The sequence below is a fragment of the [Clostridium] saccharolyticum WM1 genome (genome assembly GCF_000144625.1).
GTDB classification, from domain to species: domain Bacteria; phylum Bacillota; class Clostridia; order Lachnospirales; family Lachnospiraceae; genus Lacrimispora; species Lacrimispora saccharolytica.
This window is the reverse complement of the sequence record NC_014376.1, coordinates 235,722-256,027: the sequence shown is the minus strand read 5'-3', so window position 1 is coordinate 256,027 and position 20,306 is coordinate 235,722. Positions and strand designations below refer to the sequence as shown.

Here is a 20,306-nt window from a genome sequence, read left to right as displayed (position 1 = left end):
TCAAGAAGAAAACATCACACGGAAGTAAATGATACATAAACACAGATGCAGCAAGCATGAAATTGGCAGGATGCAGCATAGAAACCGAGGTATTTTTATGTCTGAAAACAAAAATGAGTACTTAACAACAGGTGAATTTGCAAAAATCTGCGGAATCCCCAAGCATATATTATTTTATTACGATCAGATTGAACTTTTTCAGCCCGAGATTACAAAAGAAAATGGCTACCGTTATTACTCCTTCCGGCAGTTCGATACTTTTTCTATTATTTCTGCGCTTAAAAAGCTGGGAATGCCATTAAAAGAAATTAAGAAGTACATGGATGAAAGAAATCCCGCAAATTTAATAAGCTTACTGGATCAAAAGTCAAAGGAAGTAGCAAAGGAAATTATAAAATTAAAAAACACGAAAAAAGGGATTGATTTTCTAAAAGATTTAACAGAGAAAGCCTTAACCGTTGAGTTTAATCGCATTCAGCCGGCTTATCATAAAAGCATGAAGGCTCTATGCAGTACCTATTTGGATAATGGGAAAGATGATTCTTACGCAGGCTTTTTAACAGAATTGATTGCATTCCGCAATGACAGCAATGCAAGTATGATTGATTTTCTGGGAGGATCACTGACCATTGATAATATTCGTGAAAAAAAATTTGACAGCTTTTCCTATTTGTATACGAAAGCTAACAGCGCTGATAAAAAAAACAACACTCTGGTACGAAAGGAGGGCTGGTATCTGCAGGTCTACTATAAAGGGAGCTATCGTAATATTGATGAAATATATACAAAGATCCTGCAGTACGCAGATGAACAGCAGATTAAACTAGGGAAAAATGCCTATGAGGAATATTTGATATTTGAGATAGGTACAAAAAACAGAGAGGATTATGTTACCTTAATATTGGTTGAAATTGAGGACGGCCATCTCAACCATGCTTAGATTCAATTAGTTTTCTTATCTCCCTCATTTAATATATTATCAAATTGATAGGTGCTGTATTTCACCTCTTGCGTACAGTTTTTGTACCGTTACCCTGCTTTTGATAAAATGGCAAAAAAGACTCCAGAAGAAAGATAAATTGCAGCACTTTATAGTCTATTTAATATTTCAATCGCTTTATTATTTAATTTTATTAATCCATCCCTTTCCATTCTGGAAAATTCCCTTGACACAGAGGTTCGTTGTACTCCAAATCTATTAGCAAGCTCTGTTTTTGAAATAGGTAAAGTAATGATAGAGGAACCCTGAAATAAACTTTGTGAATACAAATATTCCATAATATTATTCCTTAATGACTTTCGCTTGGCAAGCCTGATTTTACCGCCCAGACTTATAGCACGATCGGAAATAAGAATTAAAAACTGTTTAAGTACCTTGGGCCTTTTTATAAAAAGATCAAACAAAAACAACTTATTAACTTGCAATAAGGTGCCTTCTGTTTCAGAAAAAAAGGACAAGGGATACTTTGGTAAAGTTCCAAACAGGATATTACCGGCAATTATTTCATAGCTTTCAAAAGTATTTATCACTAATTCTGTCCCATATTCATCAATTTGCATGCTAACAATACTGCCAACCAGCAGAATTTCCAGGTTAATACATTTCTCACCCTCCAAATGTAAAAATTGCCCTTTATAGAAATGCTTAATTATCAAATCAGAATTCTTGCGAGCCATCCTTATTTCATCATCTGTCAATTGACATCCAATAAAAGTATTTTTTATCAAATCTACATATTTCATCAAAATTCGCCTCAAAATCGTAGCATGTGACACGGTGGGTTATCTAATTATATGCTAAAATTAATTAACTGTAAAGTCTCGTTATTAGCAATTAAACCACAAAACAGGAGGTTTCCACTTGTTAAATGTTATGCCTTTTATAATATGACAAATCGATCAATGAGGCTTTAATCAAAGGAGGGATTTCATACATGAAAAAAATCCATAGAAAAATTGCTAAAGAATATGGTGTTACTGTGTCAGAATTAAAAAAGGAAATGCATAAGGCCATTTGATCATGCCTGCAGAGGCTCTGCCGAAATCTTTGTAGAAAAAGAAAAATAATAAAGTATTCCTTGCAAGGAAAAACACCTGCCACCAAAGAATTAATAAGTTGCATTATTCAATATTTAAAAATCAAAACATTTAAAATCACAAAATATTACCTGGAGGTTAAGACCATGAAATCAATTAAATACAAGCTTTTACTGATATTTACAGCAATTATTCTTATCTTAAATATAGGCATAGGGACCTTTACAACAACTGCCATTACCAACCAACTTGTCCGGGATGCCCATGACCATTTAATGGATATGGCAAAGCAAGAGGCAAGGTATGTACAGGCAAGAATTGACGGGCAACTGGCATATATCAGTTCTCTTGCCCAAAATCCTATTTTATTAGATGAAAAACTGACGTTTGATGAAAAAGTTGCCTTTTTTGAAGAAGAAGCCAAACGATCTGGTTATCTTGCTTTCGCCTTTGCTGATAAGGAAGGAAACGCAACCGTTTTCAACTCTAAACATGAAACCACAAATGTGGCTTCCCGCGAGTACTTTAAAACTGCCCTAAGTGGCCAGGCATCGGTATCAGACTTGATTATCAGCAGTGCTACCAGTGAACTTGTTACCATTTTTTCCGCACCTGTTTATGATCAGGGCGAGCTTGTAGGTGTCATCTATGGAAGAAGGGATGGCAATACACTAAGTGAAATTGTAAGCAGCGTAAGTTATAAGCAAACAGGCTACGCTTATATGATTAACAATCAAGGCGTAACAGTGGGTCACAAAAATACAGATTTGGTTTTTGCTCAGGATAATGACATCGAAAATATGAAAACTGATGAATCTTTACGAGAACTGGGAGAGCTTACCCAAAAAATGACTTCTCGCGAAATTGGCAGCGGGGAATATACATATCACAAAGTTACTAAAATCGCAGGCTACGCACCAATTCAGGATACTCCCTGGATTATCATATTCGGCGTTGAAAAAAATGATATTTTATCCAGTATTAACTTGCTGGTAAAAACCCTTGCGTTGATATCTATTGCGGCAATCCTCATAGGTGCATTAATAACGTATTTTGTCAGCAGCAGTATATCTATGCCTATTAAAACGGTCACTACTGCAGCACAGGAAATCGCTCAAGGCAAATTTGATGTTATGCTCTCTATAAAGTCCAAAGACGAAGTTGGCCAGCTTGCTGATGCGTTTAACCTTACCATTAAGCAGCTGGTAAATTATCAGGGATATATAGATGAAATATGCGATGCTTTACAAGATATGTCACATGGTAATTTAAGGATTGAGCTTCATAAGGAATATGCAGGCCAATTTAAAAAACTTAAAGATAATATGCAGGCATTACTTGAAAATTTAAATTCTACATTACTGCAAATCAATCAATCTGCAGAACAAGTGAATAGTGGCGCAGAGCAAGTTGCAAACAGTGCACAAGCCCTCTCCCAGGGAGCAACCGAACAAGCCAGCTCTATTGAGGAATTATCCGCTTCACTTGCAGAATTAACTGAACAAATTAGAAAAAGCGCTGAAAATGCAAAATCAGCACATGAGAAATCAGGATTTGCAGAAAAGGAATTACATGGCAGCATTGACCAGATGAAGGATATGATAACCGCAATGAATCAGATCACCTTAAAATCATCTGAAATATCTAAGATCATTAAAATTATTGATGACATTGCGTTCCAAACAAATATTCTCGCATTGAACGCTGCAGTTGAGGCCGCCCGTGCAGGTTCAGCCGGAAAGGGCTTTGCTGTTGTTGCAGATGAAGTCAGAAACCTTGCCGGGAAGTCAGCTGAGGCAGCAAAGAATACAACTGTTTTAATCGGTGAAACAATCAAAGCGGTTGAAAATGGATCCCGAATTTCCAGCAATACAGCAGCTTCTCTAGAGAAAAACGTAGAAGTGACAATGGAGGCAGTTGCATTAATAGACGAGATTGCACAAACTTCTCAAGAACAAGCTATGGCAATAGTTCAAATAAATCAGGGAATTGATCAAATTTCATCAGTGGTTCAGACAAACGCCGCTACCGCGGAAGAAAGTGCCGCAGCAAGTGAAGAACTATCTGGTCAATCCAATGTTCTAAAGGAGCTTATTTCTAAATTCAGCCTTACTGAAACCAATGATTTGTTATATTCAAAGAATGATAATGTGGACTCTGATGATTCCTTTTTGCTTAATAACAATATGGTAAGCGTTACTGATGGAAAGTATTAAAATAAACATTAATAAGATTTAATTATTGTTATTTCTGAGATATAAAGTATATGGCTCAAATAAATACAGCTGCAAATTCCAATATGGTATTTGCAGCTGCAGCAAGACTGTAATATTTGTTTTTTTACTTTCCTATGCTGACTTCAAACATTACGGCATTAGATTTTTAAATTTTTCCAGCTGGGCTTCGCATCATTTTGAGTAAAAAAAGACCCCGCACTTTCATGCAGAGTCTCCCTGTAAGCATCCAATTCTTCTGATGTTTATTTATAACTTGTTTAAACCAGGCCCAAGCGGCAATAAACCGCTTTATTCCATGGTGTAAGGCATCAGAGCGATATGTCTTGCTCTCTTAATTGCAACGGTAAGCGCTCTCTGATGTTTTGCGCAGTTACCTGTAATACGTCTTGGAAGAATTTTTCCTCTTTCAGACACATATCTTTTTAATTTATTAACATCTTTGTAATCAATAACGCCATTCTTCTCTCCGCAGAATACGCATACTTTTTTTCTTCTGCGCATGCCGCCTCTTCTGATCTTAGCGCCATCAGCTTTATCATTCTTGTTATATGCCATTGGTACTACCTCCTGTTAGATTTAGTTGAATGGAAGCCCTTCGTCTTCGACTCCATCCGGAATATTCATAAATCCATCACCGATTGCACTGGAAGGTGCCGGTCTGGAGACTGGCTGATAACCGCCGCCTTCTCCTGCTGCTCCGCCCTTGCTGTCAGCGAATTCCTGATCTTCTACAACGATATCCGTTGTATAAACCTTAATGCCGTCTTTATTCGTATAACTTCCAGTCTGGATCCTTCCGGAAATCAGTACTCTCATGCCCTGACGGAAATACTTCTCCGCAAACTCTCCTGCTCTGTCAAATGCAACGCAATTGATAAAATCGGCTGTCTGCTCATTACCGTCCTGATTCCTGCGGCTTCTGCGGTCTACCGCAAGGGTATACCTTGCAACCGCCATAGCACGCTCTCCCTGGGAATATCTTACTTCTGGATCACGGGTTAATCTGCCCATAAGGATTACTTTGTTCATACGATCACGCTTTCTTTATCTATTATGCCTCTTGTCTTACGCATAAGTATCTGATGACAGGTTCCATAATACGAACGTGTGCTTCCAACTCGTTGGGAGTTGTGGAATCGCCATCAAATTTGATGAAGTAGTAGAATCCTTCTTTCATTTTCTGAATCTCGTAAGCTAATCTCTTCTTACCCCATTCATCAACGTTGGTTACAGTGCCGCCGAAACGAGTAATATAACCTGTAACTTTTTCGATGGCTGCTGCTCTCTCTTCATCTTCGAGCTTTACGTTAAGAACAACGGCTAACTCATATTTGTTCATGCTTCTTTACCTCCTTGTGGTCTCTGGCCCCTGCTTTCAGTTTCAGGAGCAAGGAATCTATATGTCACGGATTAATATTATACAGGAAACATTTGATAAAAGCAAGTCCTTTTCCCATTTTCCCGAACTTTTTCCTTTGTTTTTCGTCATATTATGCCTTTGGCAGACCGTCATGCCCCTTTAATCCTCTGGTGTTCTTTTCCACCAGCTTCCTTGAAACCATGACCTGATGGCCGCAGCCCATGCATTTTAAACGAAAATCCGCTCCTACTCTTAAGATTTCCCACTCCTGGCTTCCGCAGGGATGCTGCTTTTTGAGTTTTACAATATCTCCAACCTCATAATTCATATCATTTACAAGCCCCTTCTGCCTATGAAAAAATATCCTTATTTTCTGCTTATTTTAAAATGGAATCTATTCTTTCCAATTCTTCTTGTGTAAATTTCAGATTCTCAAGACAGGATGTGCTGTCCTCCAGCTGCTTTACACTGCTGGCACCAATGAGAACAGAAGTTACAGCCTTTTCCCGAAGCACCCAGGAAAGAGCCATCCGTGCCAGTGTCTGTCCCCGCTCCAGAGCCAGTTCATTTAACTGCCTGATCTGATCCAGCTTTTCCTCTGATAAATAGCGGCCGCCTACGGTGGTACCCTGCCTTGCGGCTCTGGAGCCCTGTGGAATGCCTTTTAAATACTTGTCGGTCAGGGCTCCCTGTGCCAGAGGGCTGTAGCAGATGCAGCCCACGCCGTTTTCAAGGAGTGTATCAAACAGCCCTTCTTCCGCCCCTCTCTCAAACAGGTTATATCTTGGCTGTTCGATCAGGCAGGGAACTCCCATACGTTTTAACATGAGAACCGCTTCCCTGGCCTCTTGATCTCCATAATTGGAGATTCCCACATATAGAGCCTTCCCCTGTCTAACCATGTCGGCCAGGGCCCCCATGGTTTCCTCTAAGGGAGTCTCCGGATCCGGCCGGTGATGATAGAAGATATCCACATATTCCAGCCCCATTCGTTTTAAACTTTGGTTCAGGCTGGCCATTAAATATTTTCTGGAACCCCAGTTGCCATAAGGTCCCGGCCACATATCAAATCCGGCTTTGGTAGAGACCATCAGCTCATCCCGGTATTTTCCCAGATCACTTTTTAGTATCTCTCCGAAATTTTCCTCTGCTTTCCCTACTGCCGGGGAACCGTAATTGTTTGCCAGGTCAAAATGAGTGATACCCATATCAAATGCCTTTAAAAGAATCTCCCTCTGCTCCTGCAATGGCTTTTCCAGACCAAAATTCTGCCATAAGCCAAGGGATACCATGGGAAGCAGCACTCCGCTCCTTCCGCAGCGCCTGTATTCCATCTTCTTATATCTGTTTTCTGCAGCCTGATACATATCCTTTCTCTCCTATTCATTCTTTTATCATGGAAACATGACAATAGCTTCCCCAGCCGGGATTTATCAGGTTAAGAAAACCCCGGGTAAAATATAAGGCGGATTCAAACGAATCCGCCAAAGCTTCTGTGTTTCCATCCGGCGAAAGCTCCTAGGTGATCTCATCAAAGAACACTCCTTTTAAAGGCCGGATCCGTTCCACCATGGACCGTCTGTCCTCTGGCACGGTTGGAATCCCGTATCCAAAAAGCCAGGAAGTCATTTCACTGATCCCCAGGGATAAATGAGGCCTGATCTTCTCCCCAGCCCTTACAGGTACCAGAGAGGAGCCTTCCTGCCCCAGCCGCCACCGGAACACTCCGTCATTTGGGCGGATAAAATCATCCTTTACCTCAATGAGCAATTCCATCTCACTGACCGGGCATTCTTCCTTTAAGCGTATCACGGAAACGAACTGTTCCAGGTGAATGATCCTGCCCATGACAGCCGGCTTTAAGGGGCCTGTTTCCTTTACAAAATCAGGCAGGCAAATCAGCTCTCTCTGGTTTGCCGCCGTTTCACCGTAATAAGCCCATACTCCAGCCAGTCTTTCCCTTTCATCCCGGGTGAAAAGAAGAATTAAATCCCCTCTGTCACTTCTGACTTCCCTGCTTAAGTTCTGATAATACTCCTCATCTCTGAGCGTATAGACCTCATACCTTTTTTCCAACTGTTTTCCAACAAATCTGGCAGCCTCCCGGCATTCATCTGACCGCTCCACAAAAGCCCGGCGGCTTAAATGCATGCGTCCCTTTTCATTCAGGTCCGCTTCCGGCAGGTCGCAGATATAGGTGAAATCAAAAGGAAAATAAATGGCCGGATCCGCAGGCACCAAAAAGCAAAAGCCCATCCGTTCCATATACATATCGGAAAAACAGCGGCTTAAAAGCCGCCTCATGAGTCCCTGATGGCGGTAATCCGGGTCCGTGGCAACTCCCGCAATATAGTCCGCCTTCCACAAGCGGTCTTTGACCACTACCTCATAAGGATTGCGGTGCAGCATGGCAACCACATGATCCTCCTTCCAGGCAGTGAGAATCTTATTTTTCCGTACCCTGTCCGAATAATAATATTCTATAAAACTCTGGGAATCCTCTGCGAAAACCTTTTCCCACAGCGCCCGGCTCTCGCCTTTTTCTTCCTGCTTCAAGTACCTTATCATAGTGAAAAGTCCTTCTGAGCTACTCCGTATTTTCTTGCAAAATCAATGGGATAATAAGACATCTTCGCCTTTCGCAGGCCTTCCATGCCCACATCATCCTCCCGGTTGACAAGCACCGGTTTTTCCGGGAAAGCGTGAATCAGAAACTGCTGGTTGATAAACTGGTAAAGTCCCTTAACATTGGGATCCGCCTTTTCAATATGAATGACCGCCATGTTTTCAAGGGGATTGTAGGTGCCGATGGTAAAGGCCTTTAATGCGCCGTCAATAAAAACTCCTGCCATCCGCACGTTCAGCACGGAGCAGTTCTTTAATATATCGTGAATTCCCATTACCTCATAATCAAGCTGACGGACAAATTCTGCGGCTTCCACCTTATTTTCCCACCATTCATCCAGAAATCCCAGCACATCATCCCTATCGGAACAGCAAAGGGTACGGTATTCATATCTCCCCTCATATTCCCTTATAAATGAGTTTAAATGATTCTTTTTCTTATGAAGCTTTTTCCCAGCCAGCGTTCTCATGGCTTCCCCATCATAAAGATAATCCTTTAAGTCCTCTTCTTCCCGTACTTCAAATTTCTCCGGATCCAGCTTTAAATATTTAACTGCTGCTTCATCCGCAAGGAAAATGCGAAAAGGCTTTTTTAAAACCTGATTGAAATATTCCACCATTTCCTGAAAATAGTGAGGCAGGTCTTCTTCCTTGCACATTGGCATGGCAGAAAAAGGCTCTCCATCCTTTTCCATTAAAAACTGCAATGCCTTCCCGTCGCTGATGGCGTATTTCACATGGTAATAATTTCTCCAGATAAAACTGTCTAAATATACACTGTCACATGTCTTATTGGGCCGTAAGGCATAAAAAGGAGCTATTTTACTTATGTCCTCTGCCTCGACCGGCTTAAATTGTAAATTCATAATCGTTCCCTTCTATATTAATGCTAACTTTTTTTAATAAAATCATTGCCGCATTTGGGGCAGTGGATGCTGATTTTTCCTTTCCCCCTTGGAATCCTGATTTTCTGCCTGCAGCTTGGGCATTGATAAATATGAAATTCTCTGCTTTGCTGAAACCTAAAACGCCACTTCCGGATTGTTTCCGAGAAACGAAACCTGATGCGCTCAAATTTTTGATTTTCTTCGAAACGCTTCCCGATATTCCTTGAAAACATACGGAAATAGCACAAAATCAGGAGAACCAGCCCTGCTGTGTCCAGAAGCCTGCTTCGGGAGAAAAAACCCGCTGCAATAAATACCAGCGCAGCTGCGTTTAAAAACTGCCCGAACCTGTCCATGCCGTATCTTCCGATCATAAAACGGGCAAAGCGTTCCCTAAATCCATTCATCCCGTGTGTGCCGTCCCTTCTTCATTTTGCCTTAACTATAATAACCTGCGGGATGAAAGTCAATCTTCCTGGGAAATATTTCATAATCTTTTCAGAATTAGTCCTTTGATTTATCCCTGTACTGCTTAGGCGTCATACCATACCGTTCCTTAAACAGCCGATGAAAATAGCTGCTGTTTTCATAGCCGATCTCCGCAATGATCTCTTCCACCGGCTTTGATGTGGATGCAAGAAAATTTGCCGCCCGGATCATCCGAATAAGCTGCAAACACTCCGTAAACGTTAATTGAAAATGCCGTTTAAACAAACGGCTGATATAATAAGGCGGCTGCATGGAAAGAGCCGAAAATTCTTCCAGAGTTGCGGAAGGATAGTTGTTCTCTAAGTACTGATATGCAGTCATTGCGATTTTCTCCTCATATTGCGCCAGGTCATGCAATTCTGCCTTATCTCCATTGTGAAGCAGCTCCATAATCAGAATTCCCATGGTGGCCTGATTAATTTCCTGTCTGCCCTTTTTATCTCCGGTCATGGACCATATCATATTCTCCAAAAGGTTCCTTGCCGGCAGCATGTCCTGTAAATGAAAATGAAGGTAATCCGCTACGGAATGTCTTCCTGCGGCTGGTCCGGTAATAAAATGGCGGAGAACGCTCCCATCCTCTGCCATCAGCTCCGGATGGAAAAAAAATTCCGGCATTAAAAAGAAATGGACCGCAATGTCCTCTCCGTCTGCCGGTTCTGCAGCATGTATGGTTCCCTGCCTTAACAGCAAAAGGTCATTGGCCTCCAGCCGCAGGCTCATGTTTTCATTAATCACATAAACCGCAGACCCGCTGTACATATAGACCAGCTCCACATATTCATGGCTATGAGCAGGAATCGGGACCTTGTGAGGCTGGCAGCACATATCCATCAGCTTCCCCCGCCCCATTGCATTGTCCTTGTCAGCCCTTCTGCATCCCGGTTTCTCTGCACAGTGACACAGGACAGCCGCCGCTTCATTCCAGATACCGTTTTTTCCTTCCGATGCATGTCTTAAATATTCCAGAAGTTCCTCTTTCATGCTTTCCTCCAAACGGCAGATTCCCGCACTTTTCCCTGTCCATTATACCACCATCTCTTCATTATTTGCAAGAAAAGACGGTTTTTATGCAAATTTAGACATGGCTTATTTTATATGAAGATCATATAATCAGCTAGGAAATCCATTCCAACAACCATCTTTATCAATGAGGTGAGACATATGAAAAGATATCCCATCTGTTTAAACAGCATAGACGAAGTGACTGCATTCGTCAAGGCAGTCAGCCAGTATGACTGCGACATGGATTTATGCAAAGGAAGCGCTGTTATTGATGCGAAATCCTTTCTCGGCATTCTGACCATTTGCCCGGATAATGATCTGGAGCTAATCATTCATGACAATGACCATAAAGAGATCCTGGATTCCTTGTCCAGTTTTCTCCATGATCAAAAAACGGCATAACCAATACATACAAAATCTAAAAGATGTCCGGTAAACCATGATTTACCGGACATCTTTTCTCATTTAACCTGTTATTGTAATCTAAACTCGTTTACCAAATCCTTTAACAGCTCTGCCTGGTCAGAAAGCTCTTCGCTGGCTGCCGCTCCTTCCTCCGCAGTGGCGGAATTGGTCTGAACCACACCGGATATCTGATCGATCCCAACGGAAACCTGCCGGATCGCCTCAGACTGCTGAACCGAAGCCTCTGTCACTCTTTCTATCATTTCAGAAACTGTACGTGTGCTGTTCACTGCATTGGTCAGGGATTCAGCCGCTTCATCTGCAAGCCTGGAGCCATTTTCCACAGCCCGAATGGAACCTTCAATAAGATGGGTGGTGCTTTTAGCCGCTTCAGAACTTTTGGAAGCCAGATTCCTCACCTCATCGGCAACGACCGCAAATCCTTTTCCCGCCTCTCCCGCACGGGCTGCTTCCACCGCCGCATTTAAAGCCAGAATGTTGGTCTGGAAAGCAATGTCCTCAATGGCCTTAATGATCTTTCCGATTTCCCCGGAACTTTCATTGATCTCCGCCATAGCAGAAACCAGCTCATTCATGTGGCGGTTGCAGGTTCCCAGCTCCCTGGACGCAAGGACCGCCTGTTCATTGGCTCCGGCAGAATCCTTTGCATTCTGCTGGATCTTATGGGAAATATCACCAATGGTTGCCGCAAGCTCTTCCACGGAACTGGCCTGCTCTGTGGCGCCCTGTGCCATAGCCTGAGAGCTGGCAGAAATGCTCTGAGCGCCGTAAGCCACCTGATCAGAGGTCACGGTGATCCTTTCCATAGTGGCAGTAAGGGTGCTTCTGATCTTCAGCAGGGATCTTTTGATTTTCTCAAAATCACCTTTATAATCATACTGTAGCTGGAAAACAAGATCTTTTTCCGCTATCTGGTTTAGTACGGCAGCAATTTCATTTATGTAATTCACATAATTCTTTAACTGGCTCACTGTATTTCCCAGAGATGATGCCACCATACCGATCTCATCATTGCCGGATACATCCACGTGAAGATCAAGATCTCCCTCTGCGATCCGTTCAGCAATAACAGACAGCTTTCTAAGAGGCCTTGATATTCCTTTGGCCATGATGAAAATAACCAGGAAAAGAATAAAAGAGCCCAGGGTAAAGATGGTAGTTACAATACTGACCACCGCTTTTTTGGATGAAAGCACCTCTGACTGGTGGATGCTTGACAGCACAAGCCAGCCCGAATCACCTACCCGGTTGACGGAGCCGAAATAAGGCACCTTTTCCATGATATATTCGTAGTTTCCAACCGCCTGTCCGGCGAATGCATCCTTGATATTCTGGGAAATATCGATCTCTGAAACGGTATTCTGGATCAGATCGTTATTGGGATGGTACACGATCTGCCCGCCTTCTGTGGCCAGGATCACAGAGCCGGTCTCCCCGATCTTATAATTACCTAATACTGTAACCAACTGGGATAATTTTATATCAACTCCCACCACTCCTAAGGGTTCCCCTGTTTTGTTACTGAATACTCCGCAGACAGCGCTGACAATGGTCTGCCCTGTGCTGGCATCCACATAAGGCTCTGTCAGAATGGGATGATCCACCTCCATGGCCCGGTACCAGGGTCTTTTAGAAATATCCCAGCCATCTTCTGATGTAAAATTATCCGACTGGGTCACCTGGCTTACGTCAAGATCCGCAACCCATGCCGCAAGAATATTCTCCTGATCCGTTGCCTGGAGCTTATCAAGGGTCTTTTTTACCTCCGGATAGCCTTCACTGTTGGGCAGTCTTACCTTCCCGGAGGCATTCGTAAGATAAGTTTCTATCTGGCTGCTGGCAGCCGCACTCTTTACTTCCGCTAAATAAAATGTCAGGAATGAATTCACCTGGTTGGCAGCCGCAAGGGAAGCAGAGTCCAAGGTCTGTATTGACTGGGCCTGCATGCTCTTTCCTGCCTGTGTTGAGATGAAAACTCCTGACAGAACAAAAATAAATACCACTGGAATGGAGATACCGAACAGCAACTTTGTAAAAATGTGTGTTTTTCTTTTGTGCTTCATATACTTCCGTCCTCCTTTGTTTAGTTACACTAAATATAGCATGGAGATGGTTGGTCTGCAACCAAAAAAATTTATTTTTTAAGGTATTTCAACACTGTATTCCTGCAAATGTGGGAAATAAAATTTCATAGTCTTTTTTAACATTTCTTTGTCCTTATCCTGCATTGGGGTCAGAGGGAGCCTGTAGCTTTCTTCACACAGATCAAGGAGGGAGAGGGCCGCTTTCACCGGCACAGGATTCACATCCATAAACATGGCATTCATAATGTCAATCAGCTCTAACTGCATGTTTCTGCTCTTTACCATATCACCTTCAAAAAAGTACTGGCAAATCATATGCATCTCAAAGGGCATGATATTGGCCAAAACAGAGATCACTCCCTTGCCTCCCAGAGCGAGAATGGGAACTGTCTGATCATCATTTCCCGAATAAAGGTCAAGCCTGTCACCGCAAAGTGCCGCGACTTTGGCAATATGGGAGAGATTCCCCCCCGCCTCCTTAGCGGCCTTAATGTTTGGATGTTCCGAAAGCTTAGCATAGGTTTCCGGATAAATGTTCACCCCGGTGCGGGTGGGGACATTGTAGAGAATGATGGGAATATCCACACTGTCTGCCACTGCCGTAAAATGTTCCACCAACCCATGCTGGGAGGTCTTGTTATAGTAGGGGGTTACCTGCAGCAGTGCAGAGGCCCCTAAGGACTGGGCCTTTCGGGACAGACGGACGGCGTGTGACGTACAGTTGCTGCCGGTCCCCATGATGACAGGAACACGGTGATTTACATAATGTACCACAAATTCGATCAGTTCCAGTTTTTCCTTTTCTTCCAGAGTGGCGGATTCTCCTGTGGTCCCATTGACGACAATGGCATCCGTGCCGTTTTCCAACTGAAATTTCAGTAATTTTTCCATTGCCATAAAATCCAGGTTTCCATGGCTATCCATGGGTGTAACGATGGCTACCGCAGAGCCTTTAAAAATCGCATCTTTCATAGGCATTCATTCCCAAAATTAGAGGTTCATACTAACAAAAGTATGACAAACATCCCCTGTTGGTACCATACACAAATCATTTTTTTCATCATATAAACCATTATAAGGAGTGATGACCGTATGCATAATTTTCTTCTTTTAGGCGGCGATTCAAGGCAGCTTTATTTAAACAAAATGCTGAACCAGAACGGCTTTCAGACTACCCTTCACCAGAACGGGGAAGATCCATCGTTTTCCATGGAAGAAGCCATAAAAAACAACGATGTTATCCTATGTCCGATTCCTTTTACCAGGGACAAAATCAATCTGTTTTCCGACTACGGTTTGGATGACCTGGGAATCGGTAATTTTTTAAGTCTTCTGACATCTGACCATACCCTATTTGGCGGAAGCATTCCAGCCTATGTAAAGGAATATGCCAATGAAAACGGAATTGTATGTTTTGACTACATGGACATGGAGGATGTTACCGTAAAAAATACAATTGCAACTGCAGAGGGTGCTGTTGCCGAAGCCATCCGGCTTAGTCCCGGCTGCCTTCACAAAAGCAGGTGTCTGATAACCGGTACTGGCCGGTGCGCAAAGACTCTGGCGCTGAAACTAAAAGGCCTGGATGCAGACGTGACCATTGCAGGCCGGAATGGAACACAGCTTGTTGTGGCGGCTTCCATGGGACTTCATACCAGATTCCTTGGCGGGCTGTCTTCGGATATGGAAAAATATCAGTTTATCTTCAATACCATCCCCGCCCTTGTCCTGGGAAAAGAACTGATCGGTTCCATGAATCCGGACGTAACCATCATTGATATCGCCTCCGCTCCCGGCGGCGTTGATTTTGAATTGTGCAGACAGAGGAATATCCGCGCCAAACTTTGTCCGGGACTTCCTGGGATCTATGCTCCCCAGTCGTCTGCGGAGATTTTATTTGAAGCAATTATAAAATACCTGTCGTAAAGGAGTGTCCTATGAAGCTGGAAGGAATAAAAGTAGGCCTGGCAATCACCGGGTCCTTTTGTACTTTTGATAAAATCGAAAAGGAAATAAAGGTTTTGGTGGATAAGGGAGCCTTGATCTATCCCATTTTCTCCAACAATGTACAGACAACGGATTCCCGTTTTGGCGATACCGGGGAATACATGAATCGGATCTTTGCCATGACAGGCAATGCTCCCATCCTAAGCCTGGAGGAAGCAGAGCCCATAGGTCCCAAAGGCTATCTGGATATCCTGCTCATAGCCCCCTGTACCGGCAACACTCTTGCTAAGCTGGCCAACGGCATTACCGATACACCGGTGCTCATGGCATCCAAAGCTCATTTAAGAAATTCCAAGCCGCTGGTGATCTCTCTTTCCACCAATGATGCCCTTGGAATCAACTTTAAGAATGTGGGGGAATTATTTAATACAAAGAATATTTATTTTGTTCCCTTTGGCCAGGATGATCCGGTGAAAAAGCCAAATTCCATGATCGCACATACCGAGCGCATTGCCGATACCCTGGAATTTGCTTTGGATGGGAAACAGATTCAGCCTGTTATTTTTTAATCTCTTGGCAAAAAGGCCTTAAAAACCTGGAATCACCGGTTTTTGAGGCCTTTTTGCTGTCATAGAATCACCAGTACCCTATTCCGTCCACGGACCATATGCCATAAGACATACCATTCAGAAATCCAGTCCATTCTTCATGTTAGCTGCTGCAAATGCGGTCTACATAACTTCTGATATGATTCCTATGATCTATCTCATTTTCTTCGTTTGGATGAAAGCTCATGAAATAATGGGTTCTTGACTGGTCATAAATTTTAAATCCAAATTCCTTAAACATATCCTGTATTGGATCAGATTTGTAAAGAATCAAAAATACCGGCTTATCTGCCGCCTTGGATAGCGATGTAACATGACTTAAATAAAACGTTACCATTTCTTTGCTTTGTACTGATCCCATAAGGTGGAAAGATAGTTCAGCGATCTTGTCCGGCTGCTCATCATATGTGAAAAAACCGACAATGGTATCACATAGCAGTATTTTCTGAAAACACGAACAAGTTTGCATTTTATGAAAATTATTGGTAATTATGATCACTTGTATCTCATCCAGCCAGCCGCCATTGTATTCGTCTACGTATTTTTTGCAGCAAGCTCTTTTAATATTTATGTACGTTTCCAGATCATCATCGCTTACCGTTTGTAATGTGAATCCTTTTTGAATTAATCCATCTGTCAACACCATATGTCCTCCTGAAGCCAACGGCCATCTGCCAGTTAGTTGCTGCAGAATCGGATCATGACAGGAGATGGATAAGCCGGCTGTTTTTATTTTATTGCTTGTACTATCGTAATCCGATGAGTCCATTAATATTACTGATTTTATGAACATTTTAATATAATATTCAAAGCTCATAGGATAAACCAGTCCCCGCTTTGCAGTACCATCCTGCCGAAAATATTGAAAATAGTCCAAGAGTGACAGGTACTTATCAGGTTTTTATCACATAACATAAGACAAATTGTTTTATTGAAAGGTAGTAATATTATGGCTTCTTGCCCTTTAGGACAGATTCCTTATACCATTCGATCCGGTGATACGCTATGGCTGATCTCACAACGCTATTATACTTCTACCAGTGCGATCATGGCCGCAAATCCAGGCCTAAAACCAAATAATTTACAAGTGGGGCAGACCATTTGTATCCCCTCAAGAAGAGCGCCCCGCCCTCCGGTTCCCACTCCTCCTTCCGGCGGTGGTCCGAGCCGCTGTCCCGTAGGCCTTCGTACTTATACCATTCAGCGAAATGATACCTTATGGCAGATTGCCCAGCGCTACTGTACCACGGTCGACAGCATTATGACTTTAAACCCAGGGCTGAATCCCAATAATCTGAAGGTCGGACAGACGATCTGGATACCAGCCGGATACCGGCTTCCTAATCTTCCCATCTGGTTCCGTTCCCAGGCGGTCGTCCCGGAAGCATCAGACAACGGTGATGAGGTTCCTTTATGCCCGGGAAATACCGATACCTATGTCATAGAATCAGGTGATACCTTATGGACGCTTTCCCAGCGTTTTCAAACCACTCCTGAGGAGATCATGGCAATAAACCAAGGAATTAACCCCACAAACCTGTTTGTCGGGCAAGTGCTCTGCATTCCCAGAAGGCGGAATAACGTTCCTCAGCCTCCTATTCCGCAGCCAGCTCCTCAACCTATGCCTATGCCTCAGCCAATGCCCCAACCAGTACCGCTGCCAACTCCTATGCCTGAACCTGAGCCGCCTATTTTCCTCTGGGTAAGCAAGGAAGAGCAGAATTTAAACAATTACCTTCGTCTTTTATGGGCACAGCATGCTTATTGGGCCAGAATTGCAATGCAGGGCATGATCCTTGATTCCCCGGATGTACCATCAGACGCCAACCGTCTCATGCAGAATCCCAAAGACTTTGAAATAGCTTTACAGACGTTCTATGGAAATAATGTTGCAGCGAACTTTGCAGAGCTGCTCAACCAGCACATTGCTCTTACCAATGAATTCCTTATGGCAGCAAAGGAGGATCGTTCAGCAGCAGCGGCTGATGCTGAAAAACGATGGAATGAAAATGCGGATCAGATTGCAGACTTTCTTGGGAATATAAATCCTAATTGGTCAGCCGAAGAATGGAAGCAGCTGCTTTACGACCACATTGTCCTTCTAAAGAACGACATCTGCAATATGCTGTCCGGAAATTTTGATGACAGCATTGGTACATTTACCGATGTTGAAAGCGGTGTGCTTGAAATGGCGGATATTATGACTCTGGGAATCGTTAAACAGTATCCTCAATATTTCAGATAAGCAAACACGTATCACCCCCGTCCTATGATTAAAAATTATCCCAAAACCAAGTGTCCGGCTTTCCTGGAAAGCCGGACACTTGGTTCTATGTATTTCGTCAAACCTGCAAAAAAGAATGTTCCAAGTCCGGAACCATAACCCCTGCAAAACCAGAGCGCACTTATCCGGGATTAAAATGCAAGATGGCATTTGAAATGCAATTTCATAAATCTCCTGGACCTGATTTACTTTGGTAAAAAATTAACTATATTGGTTTATGTGGATTGACAATTCTGCAGAATAAAAATATAATGGCTTATATAGATAAAATTTTATCGATATAATGATCTAAGGAGGAATGAACATGGCTAATATAATTGGCAGTCCGGAACGTTATGTTCAAGGCAGAGGAATATTAAATGAGTTATGTAAACATTTGCAAAATTTAGGAAAGGCGCCCTTTATTTTAGTTAGTGAATCCGGGAAGGGTCGTATTAAAGAACCAATCGAAAAGAGCGCAGAAGAATATAACACAAATCTATTTTTTGAAATTTTTCAGGGTGAATGCTCACGGAAAGAAATTGACCGTTTAGTAAAAGCTTATCAGGCATCTGGTTGTGATGTTGTTGTTGGAATTGGAGGCGGAAAGATTCATGATACGGCAAAAGCTCTTGCTTATTACGCGGAAGCTCCTGTAGTAATCGTTCCTACGATTGCCGGAACAGATGCACCATGCAGCGCTTTATCGGTAATCTATTCAGAGGACGGCGCATTTGAAGATTATCTTTTTCTTCCTAAAAATCCAAATATGGTTTTAGTTGATACTGAAATAATCAGCCGCGCACCGGAACGTTTGCTAGTATCCGGTATGGGAGATGCATTGGCAACGTATTTTGAGGCCCGTGCATGTATGCAGTCAAACAGTCCTAACTTTATAGGCGGTTATTATACCATCACCTCTATGGCAATAGCCAGATTATGCTATGATACTTTACTTTCTGACGGTATGAAAGCTCTTGTTTCTGCACAAGCAAAAGTATGTACAAAGGCACTGGAAAATATTGTTGAAGCTAATACATATCTTTCAGGCATTGGTTTTGAAAGCTGCGGTATCGCAGCTGCCCATGCGATTCATAATGGATTTACAGCGATCCATGAAACCCATCAGTGTTACCATGGCGAGAAAGTGGCTTTTGGAACATTAACCCAGTTAGTACTTGAAAATGCTTCTCCTGAAGAATTTGAAGAAGTAATGAATTTTTGTTTGGATGTCGGATTGCCTACAACTTTGGAGGATCTTGGAATTCATGAGATTAAAATAGATGAATTAATGAAAGTAGCAGAATTAGCATGCAGCCCTAATGATACAATGGGAAATATGCCAATAACTGTAACACCTGAAATAGTTCGTGATGCAATCATTGCCACAGATAAACTGGGTCATTATTTTAAAGCAAAGCGGCTTTAATTAAAGAACATTGAGGGCGTCCCTCTGGGAGGCTCCTTCCTATCCAACACTTCTTAATCGATGTTGCTGAGATTGATAAACTATATAAAAAAACCTCAGATCCTCTTCATTTTCAAGGTATCTGAGGTTTTTGTAAGGATTGGCTGCCACAGATTTAAACAGGAGGCCGCTTTCATAACAGCACTTTAAGTAATCTGTGAGCCGTATCAGGTCTTATCTGAGAGAAAAACTTTTACGAGCTCAGGGTCAAATTGTGTTCCCGCACATTTTTTAAGTTCCTGGCAGGCATGCTCACAGGAATGGCTTTTTCGGTATATTCTCGTGCTTGTCATGGCATCAAACGCATCACAGATAGAGGTAATTCTTGCAATAAGGGGAATTTCATAATGTCTGATGCCGTAAGGATAGCCATTCCCATTCCACCACTCATGATGGTACATTGCTGAATCCATCGCCAGCTGATACAAATGTTCAGGAATCCCTGATATAAGACCCTGTCTTATCTGCCCAAATAGCTTATGGGCAAACACCGGATGATTGCAGATGATAAGCCTTTCCGGTTCTGTCAATCTATCTGGTTTTGTCAATATGCGATTGGGAATCCATGCTTTGCCGATGTCATGATAAAATGCGGCTTTCCCAAAAAATTCGTATCCTTCAAAGCATTCATTCAATAAGTCACATAATAGAAGCTTTTCTGTAAAGCGATCTACCAAAATGCCAACACGCTTCATATGTTGCATTTCTTCTGCCGGGAGAAGTTTAAGAATCTCCGTGACAGAACTCATTGGCTCCAAAGCATTTACCATCTCTCTCTCCCCCCAAGGAAACATTATGTAATCCATATCGTTAGGAATATTTTAAATTCTTCCTATGATGGACACATATATTATGAATAAATTAATTGGA

General features: G+C 42.6%; 21 protein-coding genes. 7 read left to right on the top strand and 14 right to left on the bottom strand.

The genetic code is table 11. From position 1 onward, the window contains the following. The first annotated feature begins 97 nt into the window (after positions 1–97). On the top strand, positions 98–940 hold the full coding sequence (locus tag CLOSA_RS01265; RefSeq protein ID WP_013270976.1) for a MerR family transcriptional regulator: 843 nt from the start codon (positions 98–100) through the stop codon (positions 938–940). A 149-nt stretch (positions 941–1,089) separates the two neighbouring features. Here CLOSA_RS01265 and CLOSA_RS01260 read toward each other — a convergent pair whose 3' ends face one another. Then, entirely contained in the window at positions 1,090–1,743 is a 654-nt protein-coding gene (locus CLOSA_RS01260; protein ID WP_013270975.1) for a Crp/Fnr family transcriptional regulator, read from the bottom strand. Between the two features lie 440 nt (positions 1,744–2,183). Here CLOSA_RS01260 and CLOSA_RS01255 point away from each other — a divergent pair, with 440 nt between their 5' ends. Then, positions 2,184–4,253: a methyl-accepting chemotaxis protein gene (locus CLOSA_RS01255; protein ID WP_013270974.1), complete on the top strand. Its 2,070-nt coding sequence runs from the start codon at positions 2,184–2,186 to the stop codon at positions 4,251–4,253. A gap of 309 nt (positions 4,254–4,562) precedes the next feature. Here CLOSA_RS01255 and rpsR read toward each other — a convergent pair whose 3' ends face one another. The 9 genes from rpsR to CLOSA_RS01210 form a co-directional block, all read right to left on the bottom strand. Then, a complete protein-coding gene (gene rpsR, locus CLOSA_RS01250) occupies positions 4,563–4,829 on the bottom strand; it encodes a 30S ribosomal protein S18 (protein WP_013270973.1) in 267 nt (88 codons plus the stop codon). Between the two features lie 21 nt (positions 4,830–4,850). After that, complete coding sequence (locus CLOSA_RS01245; RefSeq protein ID WP_013270972.1) at positions 4,851–5,303, bottom strand: single-stranded DNA-binding protein; 453 nt, start codon at positions 5,301–5,303, stop codon at positions 4,851–4,853. A gap of 22 nt (positions 5,304–5,325) precedes the next feature. Continuing rightward, complete coding sequence (gene rpsF, locus CLOSA_RS01240) at positions 5,326–5,613, bottom strand: 30S ribosomal protein S6 (protein WP_013270971.1); 288 nt, start codon at positions 5,611–5,613, stop codon at positions 5,326–5,328. A gap of 151 nt (positions 5,614–5,764) precedes the next feature. Continuing rightward, positions 5,765–5,962 (bottom strand): DUF951 domain-containing protein, encoded by a 198-nt coding sequence (locus tag CLOSA_RS01235; RefSeq protein WP_013270970.1) that lies wholly within the window; start codon positions 5,960–5,962, stop codon positions 5,765–5,767. Positions 5,963–6,011: 49 nt separating this feature from the next. Beyond that, on the bottom strand, positions 6,012–7,001 hold the full coding sequence (locus CLOSA_RS01230; protein WP_013270969.1) for an aldo/keto reductase: 990 nt from the start codon (positions 6,999–7,001) through the stop codon (positions 6,012–6,014). Between the two features lie 151 nt (positions 7,002–7,152). After that, the gene (locus CLOSA_RS01225) at positions 7,153–8,202 is read right to left on the bottom strand and encodes a GNAT family N-acetyltransferase (RefSeq protein WP_013270968.1); all 1,050 of its coding nucleotides are present in this window, start codon (positions 8,200–8,202) and stop codon (positions 7,153–7,155) included. Further along, a complete protein-coding gene (locus CLOSA_RS01220; RefSeq protein WP_013270967.1) occupies positions 8,199–9,125 on the bottom strand; it encodes a DUF2156 domain-containing protein in 927 nt (308 codons plus the stop codon). Before CLOSA_RS01220 ends, CLOSA_RS01225 begins: the two co-directional genes overlap by 4 nt. 23 nt (positions 9,126–9,148) lie before the next feature. Beyond that, entirely contained in the window at positions 9,149–9,553 is a 405-nt protein-coding gene (locus CLOSA_RS01215; RefSeq protein ID WP_013270966.1) for a hypothetical protein, read from the bottom strand. Between the two features lie 97 nt (positions 9,554–9,650). Continuing rightward, positions 9,651–10,619: a helix-turn-helix domain-containing protein gene (locus tag CLOSA_RS01210; protein WP_013270965.1), complete on the bottom strand. Its 969-nt coding sequence runs from the start codon at positions 10,617–10,619 to the stop codon at positions 9,651–9,653. Between the two features lie 180 nt (positions 10,620–10,799). On the opposite strand from CLOSA_RS01210, the gene CLOSA_RS01205 reads away from it, so the two are divergent. Next, on the top strand, positions 10,800–11,042 hold the full coding sequence (locus tag CLOSA_RS01205) for an HPr family phosphocarrier protein (RefSeq protein ID WP_013270964.1): 243 nt from the start codon (positions 10,800–10,802) through the stop codon (positions 11,040–11,042). A gap of 71 nt (positions 11,043–11,113) precedes the next feature. Here the strand turns inward: CLOSA_RS01205 and CLOSA_RS01200 are convergent, their stop codons facing one another. Then, a complete protein-coding gene (locus CLOSA_RS01200; RefSeq protein WP_013270963.1) occupies positions 11,114–13,129 on the bottom strand; it encodes a methyl-accepting chemotaxis protein in 2,016 nt (671 codons plus the stop codon). Between the two features lie 78 nt (positions 13,130–13,207). Then, positions 13,208–14,122, bottom strand: a complete 915-nt coding sequence (gene dapA, locus CLOSA_RS01195; protein ID WP_013270962.1) for a 4-hydroxy-tetrahydrodipicolinate synthase — start codon at positions 14,120–14,122, stop codon at positions 13,208–13,210. Between the two features lie 120 nt (positions 14,123–14,242). Between dapA and dpsA the strand changes: the two genes are divergently transcribed. Both dpsA and CLOSA_RS01185 read left to right on the top strand, forming a co-directional pair. Next, positions 14,243–15,076: a dipicolinate synthase subunit DpsA gene (gene dpsA / locus CLOSA_RS01190; protein ID WP_013270961.1), complete on the top strand. Its 834-nt coding sequence runs from the start codon at positions 14,243–14,245 to the stop codon at positions 15,074–15,076. 11 nt (positions 15,077–15,087) lie between these two features. Then, positions 15,088–15,666 carry a dipicolinate synthase subunit B gene (locus CLOSA_RS01185; protein WP_013270960.1) on the top strand — a complete coding sequence of 193 codons (579 nt, stop codon included), beginning with the start codon at positions 15,088–15,090 and terminating at the stop codon, positions 15,664–15,666. A 142-nt stretch (positions 15,667–15,808) separates the two neighbouring features. Here the strand turns inward: CLOSA_RS01185 and CLOSA_RS01180 are convergent, their stop codons facing one another. Then, positions 15,809–16,522, bottom strand: a complete 714-nt coding sequence (locus CLOSA_RS01180; protein ID WP_157668980.1) for a hypothetical protein — start codon at positions 16,520–16,522, stop codon at positions 15,809–15,811. Positions 16,523–16,654: 132 nt separating this feature from the next. Here CLOSA_RS01180 and CLOSA_RS21600 point away from each other — a divergent pair, with 132 nt between their 5' ends. Then, entirely contained in the window at positions 16,655–17,950 is a 1,296-nt protein-coding gene (locus tag CLOSA_RS21600; protein ID WP_013270958.1) for a LysM peptidoglycan-binding domain-containing protein, read from the top strand. Positions 17,951–18,293: 343 nt separating this feature from the next. Further along, positions 18,294–19,397, top strand: a complete 1,104-nt coding sequence (locus CLOSA_RS01170) for a glycerol dehydrogenase (protein WP_013270957.1) — start codon at positions 18,294–18,296, stop codon at positions 19,395–19,397. A gap of 206 nt (positions 19,398–19,603) precedes the next feature. On the opposite strand, the gene CLOSA_RS01165 is transcribed toward CLOSA_RS01170, so the two are convergent. Next, entirely contained in the window at positions 19,604–20,206 is a 603-nt protein-coding gene (locus tag CLOSA_RS01165) for an HD-GYP domain-containing protein (RefSeq protein ID WP_013270956.1), read from the bottom strand. Positions 20,207–20,306 lie beyond the last annotated feature (100 nt).

What these genes read in the sequence shown, in the direction of transcription:
- CLOSA_RS01180 (WP_157668980.1), bottom strand. Translation starts at nt 16,522, where the DNA reads ATGAGCTTTGAATATTATATTAAAATGTTCATAAAATCAGTAATATTA.
- CLOSA_RS01215 (WP_013270966.1), bottom strand. Translation starts at nt 9,553, where the DNA reads ATGAATGGATTTAGGGAACGCTTTGCCCGTTTTATGATCGGAAGATAC.
- CLOSA_RS01185 (WP_013270960.1), top strand. Translation starts at nt 15,088, where the DNA reads ATGAAGCTGGAAGGAATAAAAGTAGGCCTGGCAATCACCGGGTCCTTT.
- rpsR (WP_013270973.1), bottom strand. Translation starts at nt 4,829, where the DNA reads ATGGCATATAACAAGAATGATAAAGCTGATGGCGCTAAGATCAGAAGA.
- CLOSA_RS01245 (WP_013270972.1), bottom strand. Translation starts at nt 5,303, where the DNA reads ATGAACAAAGTAATCCTTATGGGCAGATTAACCCGTGATCCAGAAGTA.
- dapA (WP_013270962.1), bottom strand. Translation starts at nt 14,122, where the DNA reads ATGAAAGATGCGATTTTTAAAGGCTCTGCGGTAGCCATCGTTACACCC.
- CLOSA_RS21600 (WP_013270958.1), top strand. Translation starts at nt 16,655, where the DNA reads ATGGCTTCTTGCCCTTTAGGACAGATTCCTTATACCATTCGATCCGGT.
- CLOSA_RS01170 (WP_013270957.1), top strand. Translation starts at nt 18,294, where the DNA reads ATGGCTAATATAATTGGCAGTCCGGAACGTTATGTTCAAGGCAGAGGA.
- CLOSA_RS01200 (WP_013270963.1), bottom strand. Translation starts at nt 13,129, where the DNA reads ATGAAGCACAAAAGAAAAACACACATTTTTACAAAGTTGCTGTTCGGT.
- CLOSA_RS01165 (WP_013270956.1), bottom strand. Translation starts at nt 20,206, where the DNA reads ATGGTAAATGCTTTGGAGCCAATGAGTTCTGTCACGGAGATTCTTAAA.
- CLOSA_RS01230 (WP_013270969.1), bottom strand. Translation starts at nt 7,001, where the DNA reads ATGTATCAGGCTGCAGAAAACAGATATAAGAAGATGGAATACAGGCGC.
- CLOSA_RS01220 (WP_013270967.1), bottom strand. Translation starts at nt 9,125, where the DNA reads ATGAATTTACAATTTAAGCCGGTCGAGGCAGAGGACATAAGTAAAATA.
- dpsA (WP_013270961.1), top strand. Translation starts at nt 14,243, where the DNA reads ATGCATAATTTTCTTCTTTTAGGCGGCGATTCAAGGCAGCTTTATTTA.
- CLOSA_RS01265 (WP_013270976.1), top strand. Translation starts at nt 98, where the DNA reads ATGTCTGAAAACAAAAATGAGTACTTAACAACAGGTGAATTTGCAAAA.
- CLOSA_RS01210 (WP_013270965.1), bottom strand. Translation starts at nt 10,619, where the DNA reads ATGAAAGAGGAACTTCTGGAATATTTAAGACATGCATCGGAAGGAAAA.
- CLOSA_RS01260 (WP_013270975.1), bottom strand. Translation starts at nt 1,743, where the DNA reads ATGAAATATGTAGATTTGATAAAAAATACTTTTATTGGATGTCAATTG.
- rpsF (WP_013270971.1), bottom strand. Translation starts at nt 5,613, where the DNA reads ATGAACAAATATGAGTTAGCCGTTGTTCTTAACGTAAAGCTCGAAGAT.
- CLOSA_RS01235 (WP_013270970.1), bottom strand. Translation starts at nt 5,962, where the DNA reads ATGAATTATGAGGTTGGAGATATTGTAAAACTCAAAAAGCAGCATCCC.
- CLOSA_RS01205 (WP_013270964.1), top strand. Translation starts at nt 10,800, where the DNA reads ATGAAAAGATATCCCATCTGTTTAAACAGCATAGACGAAGTGACTGCA.
- CLOSA_RS01255 (WP_013270974.1), top strand. Translation starts at nt 2,184, where the DNA reads ATGAAATCAATTAAATACAAGCTTTTACTGATATTTACAGCAATTATT.
- CLOSA_RS01225 (WP_013270968.1), bottom strand. Translation starts at nt 8,202, where the DNA reads ATGATAAGGTACTTGAAGCAGGAAGAAAAAGGCGAGAGCCGGGCGCTG.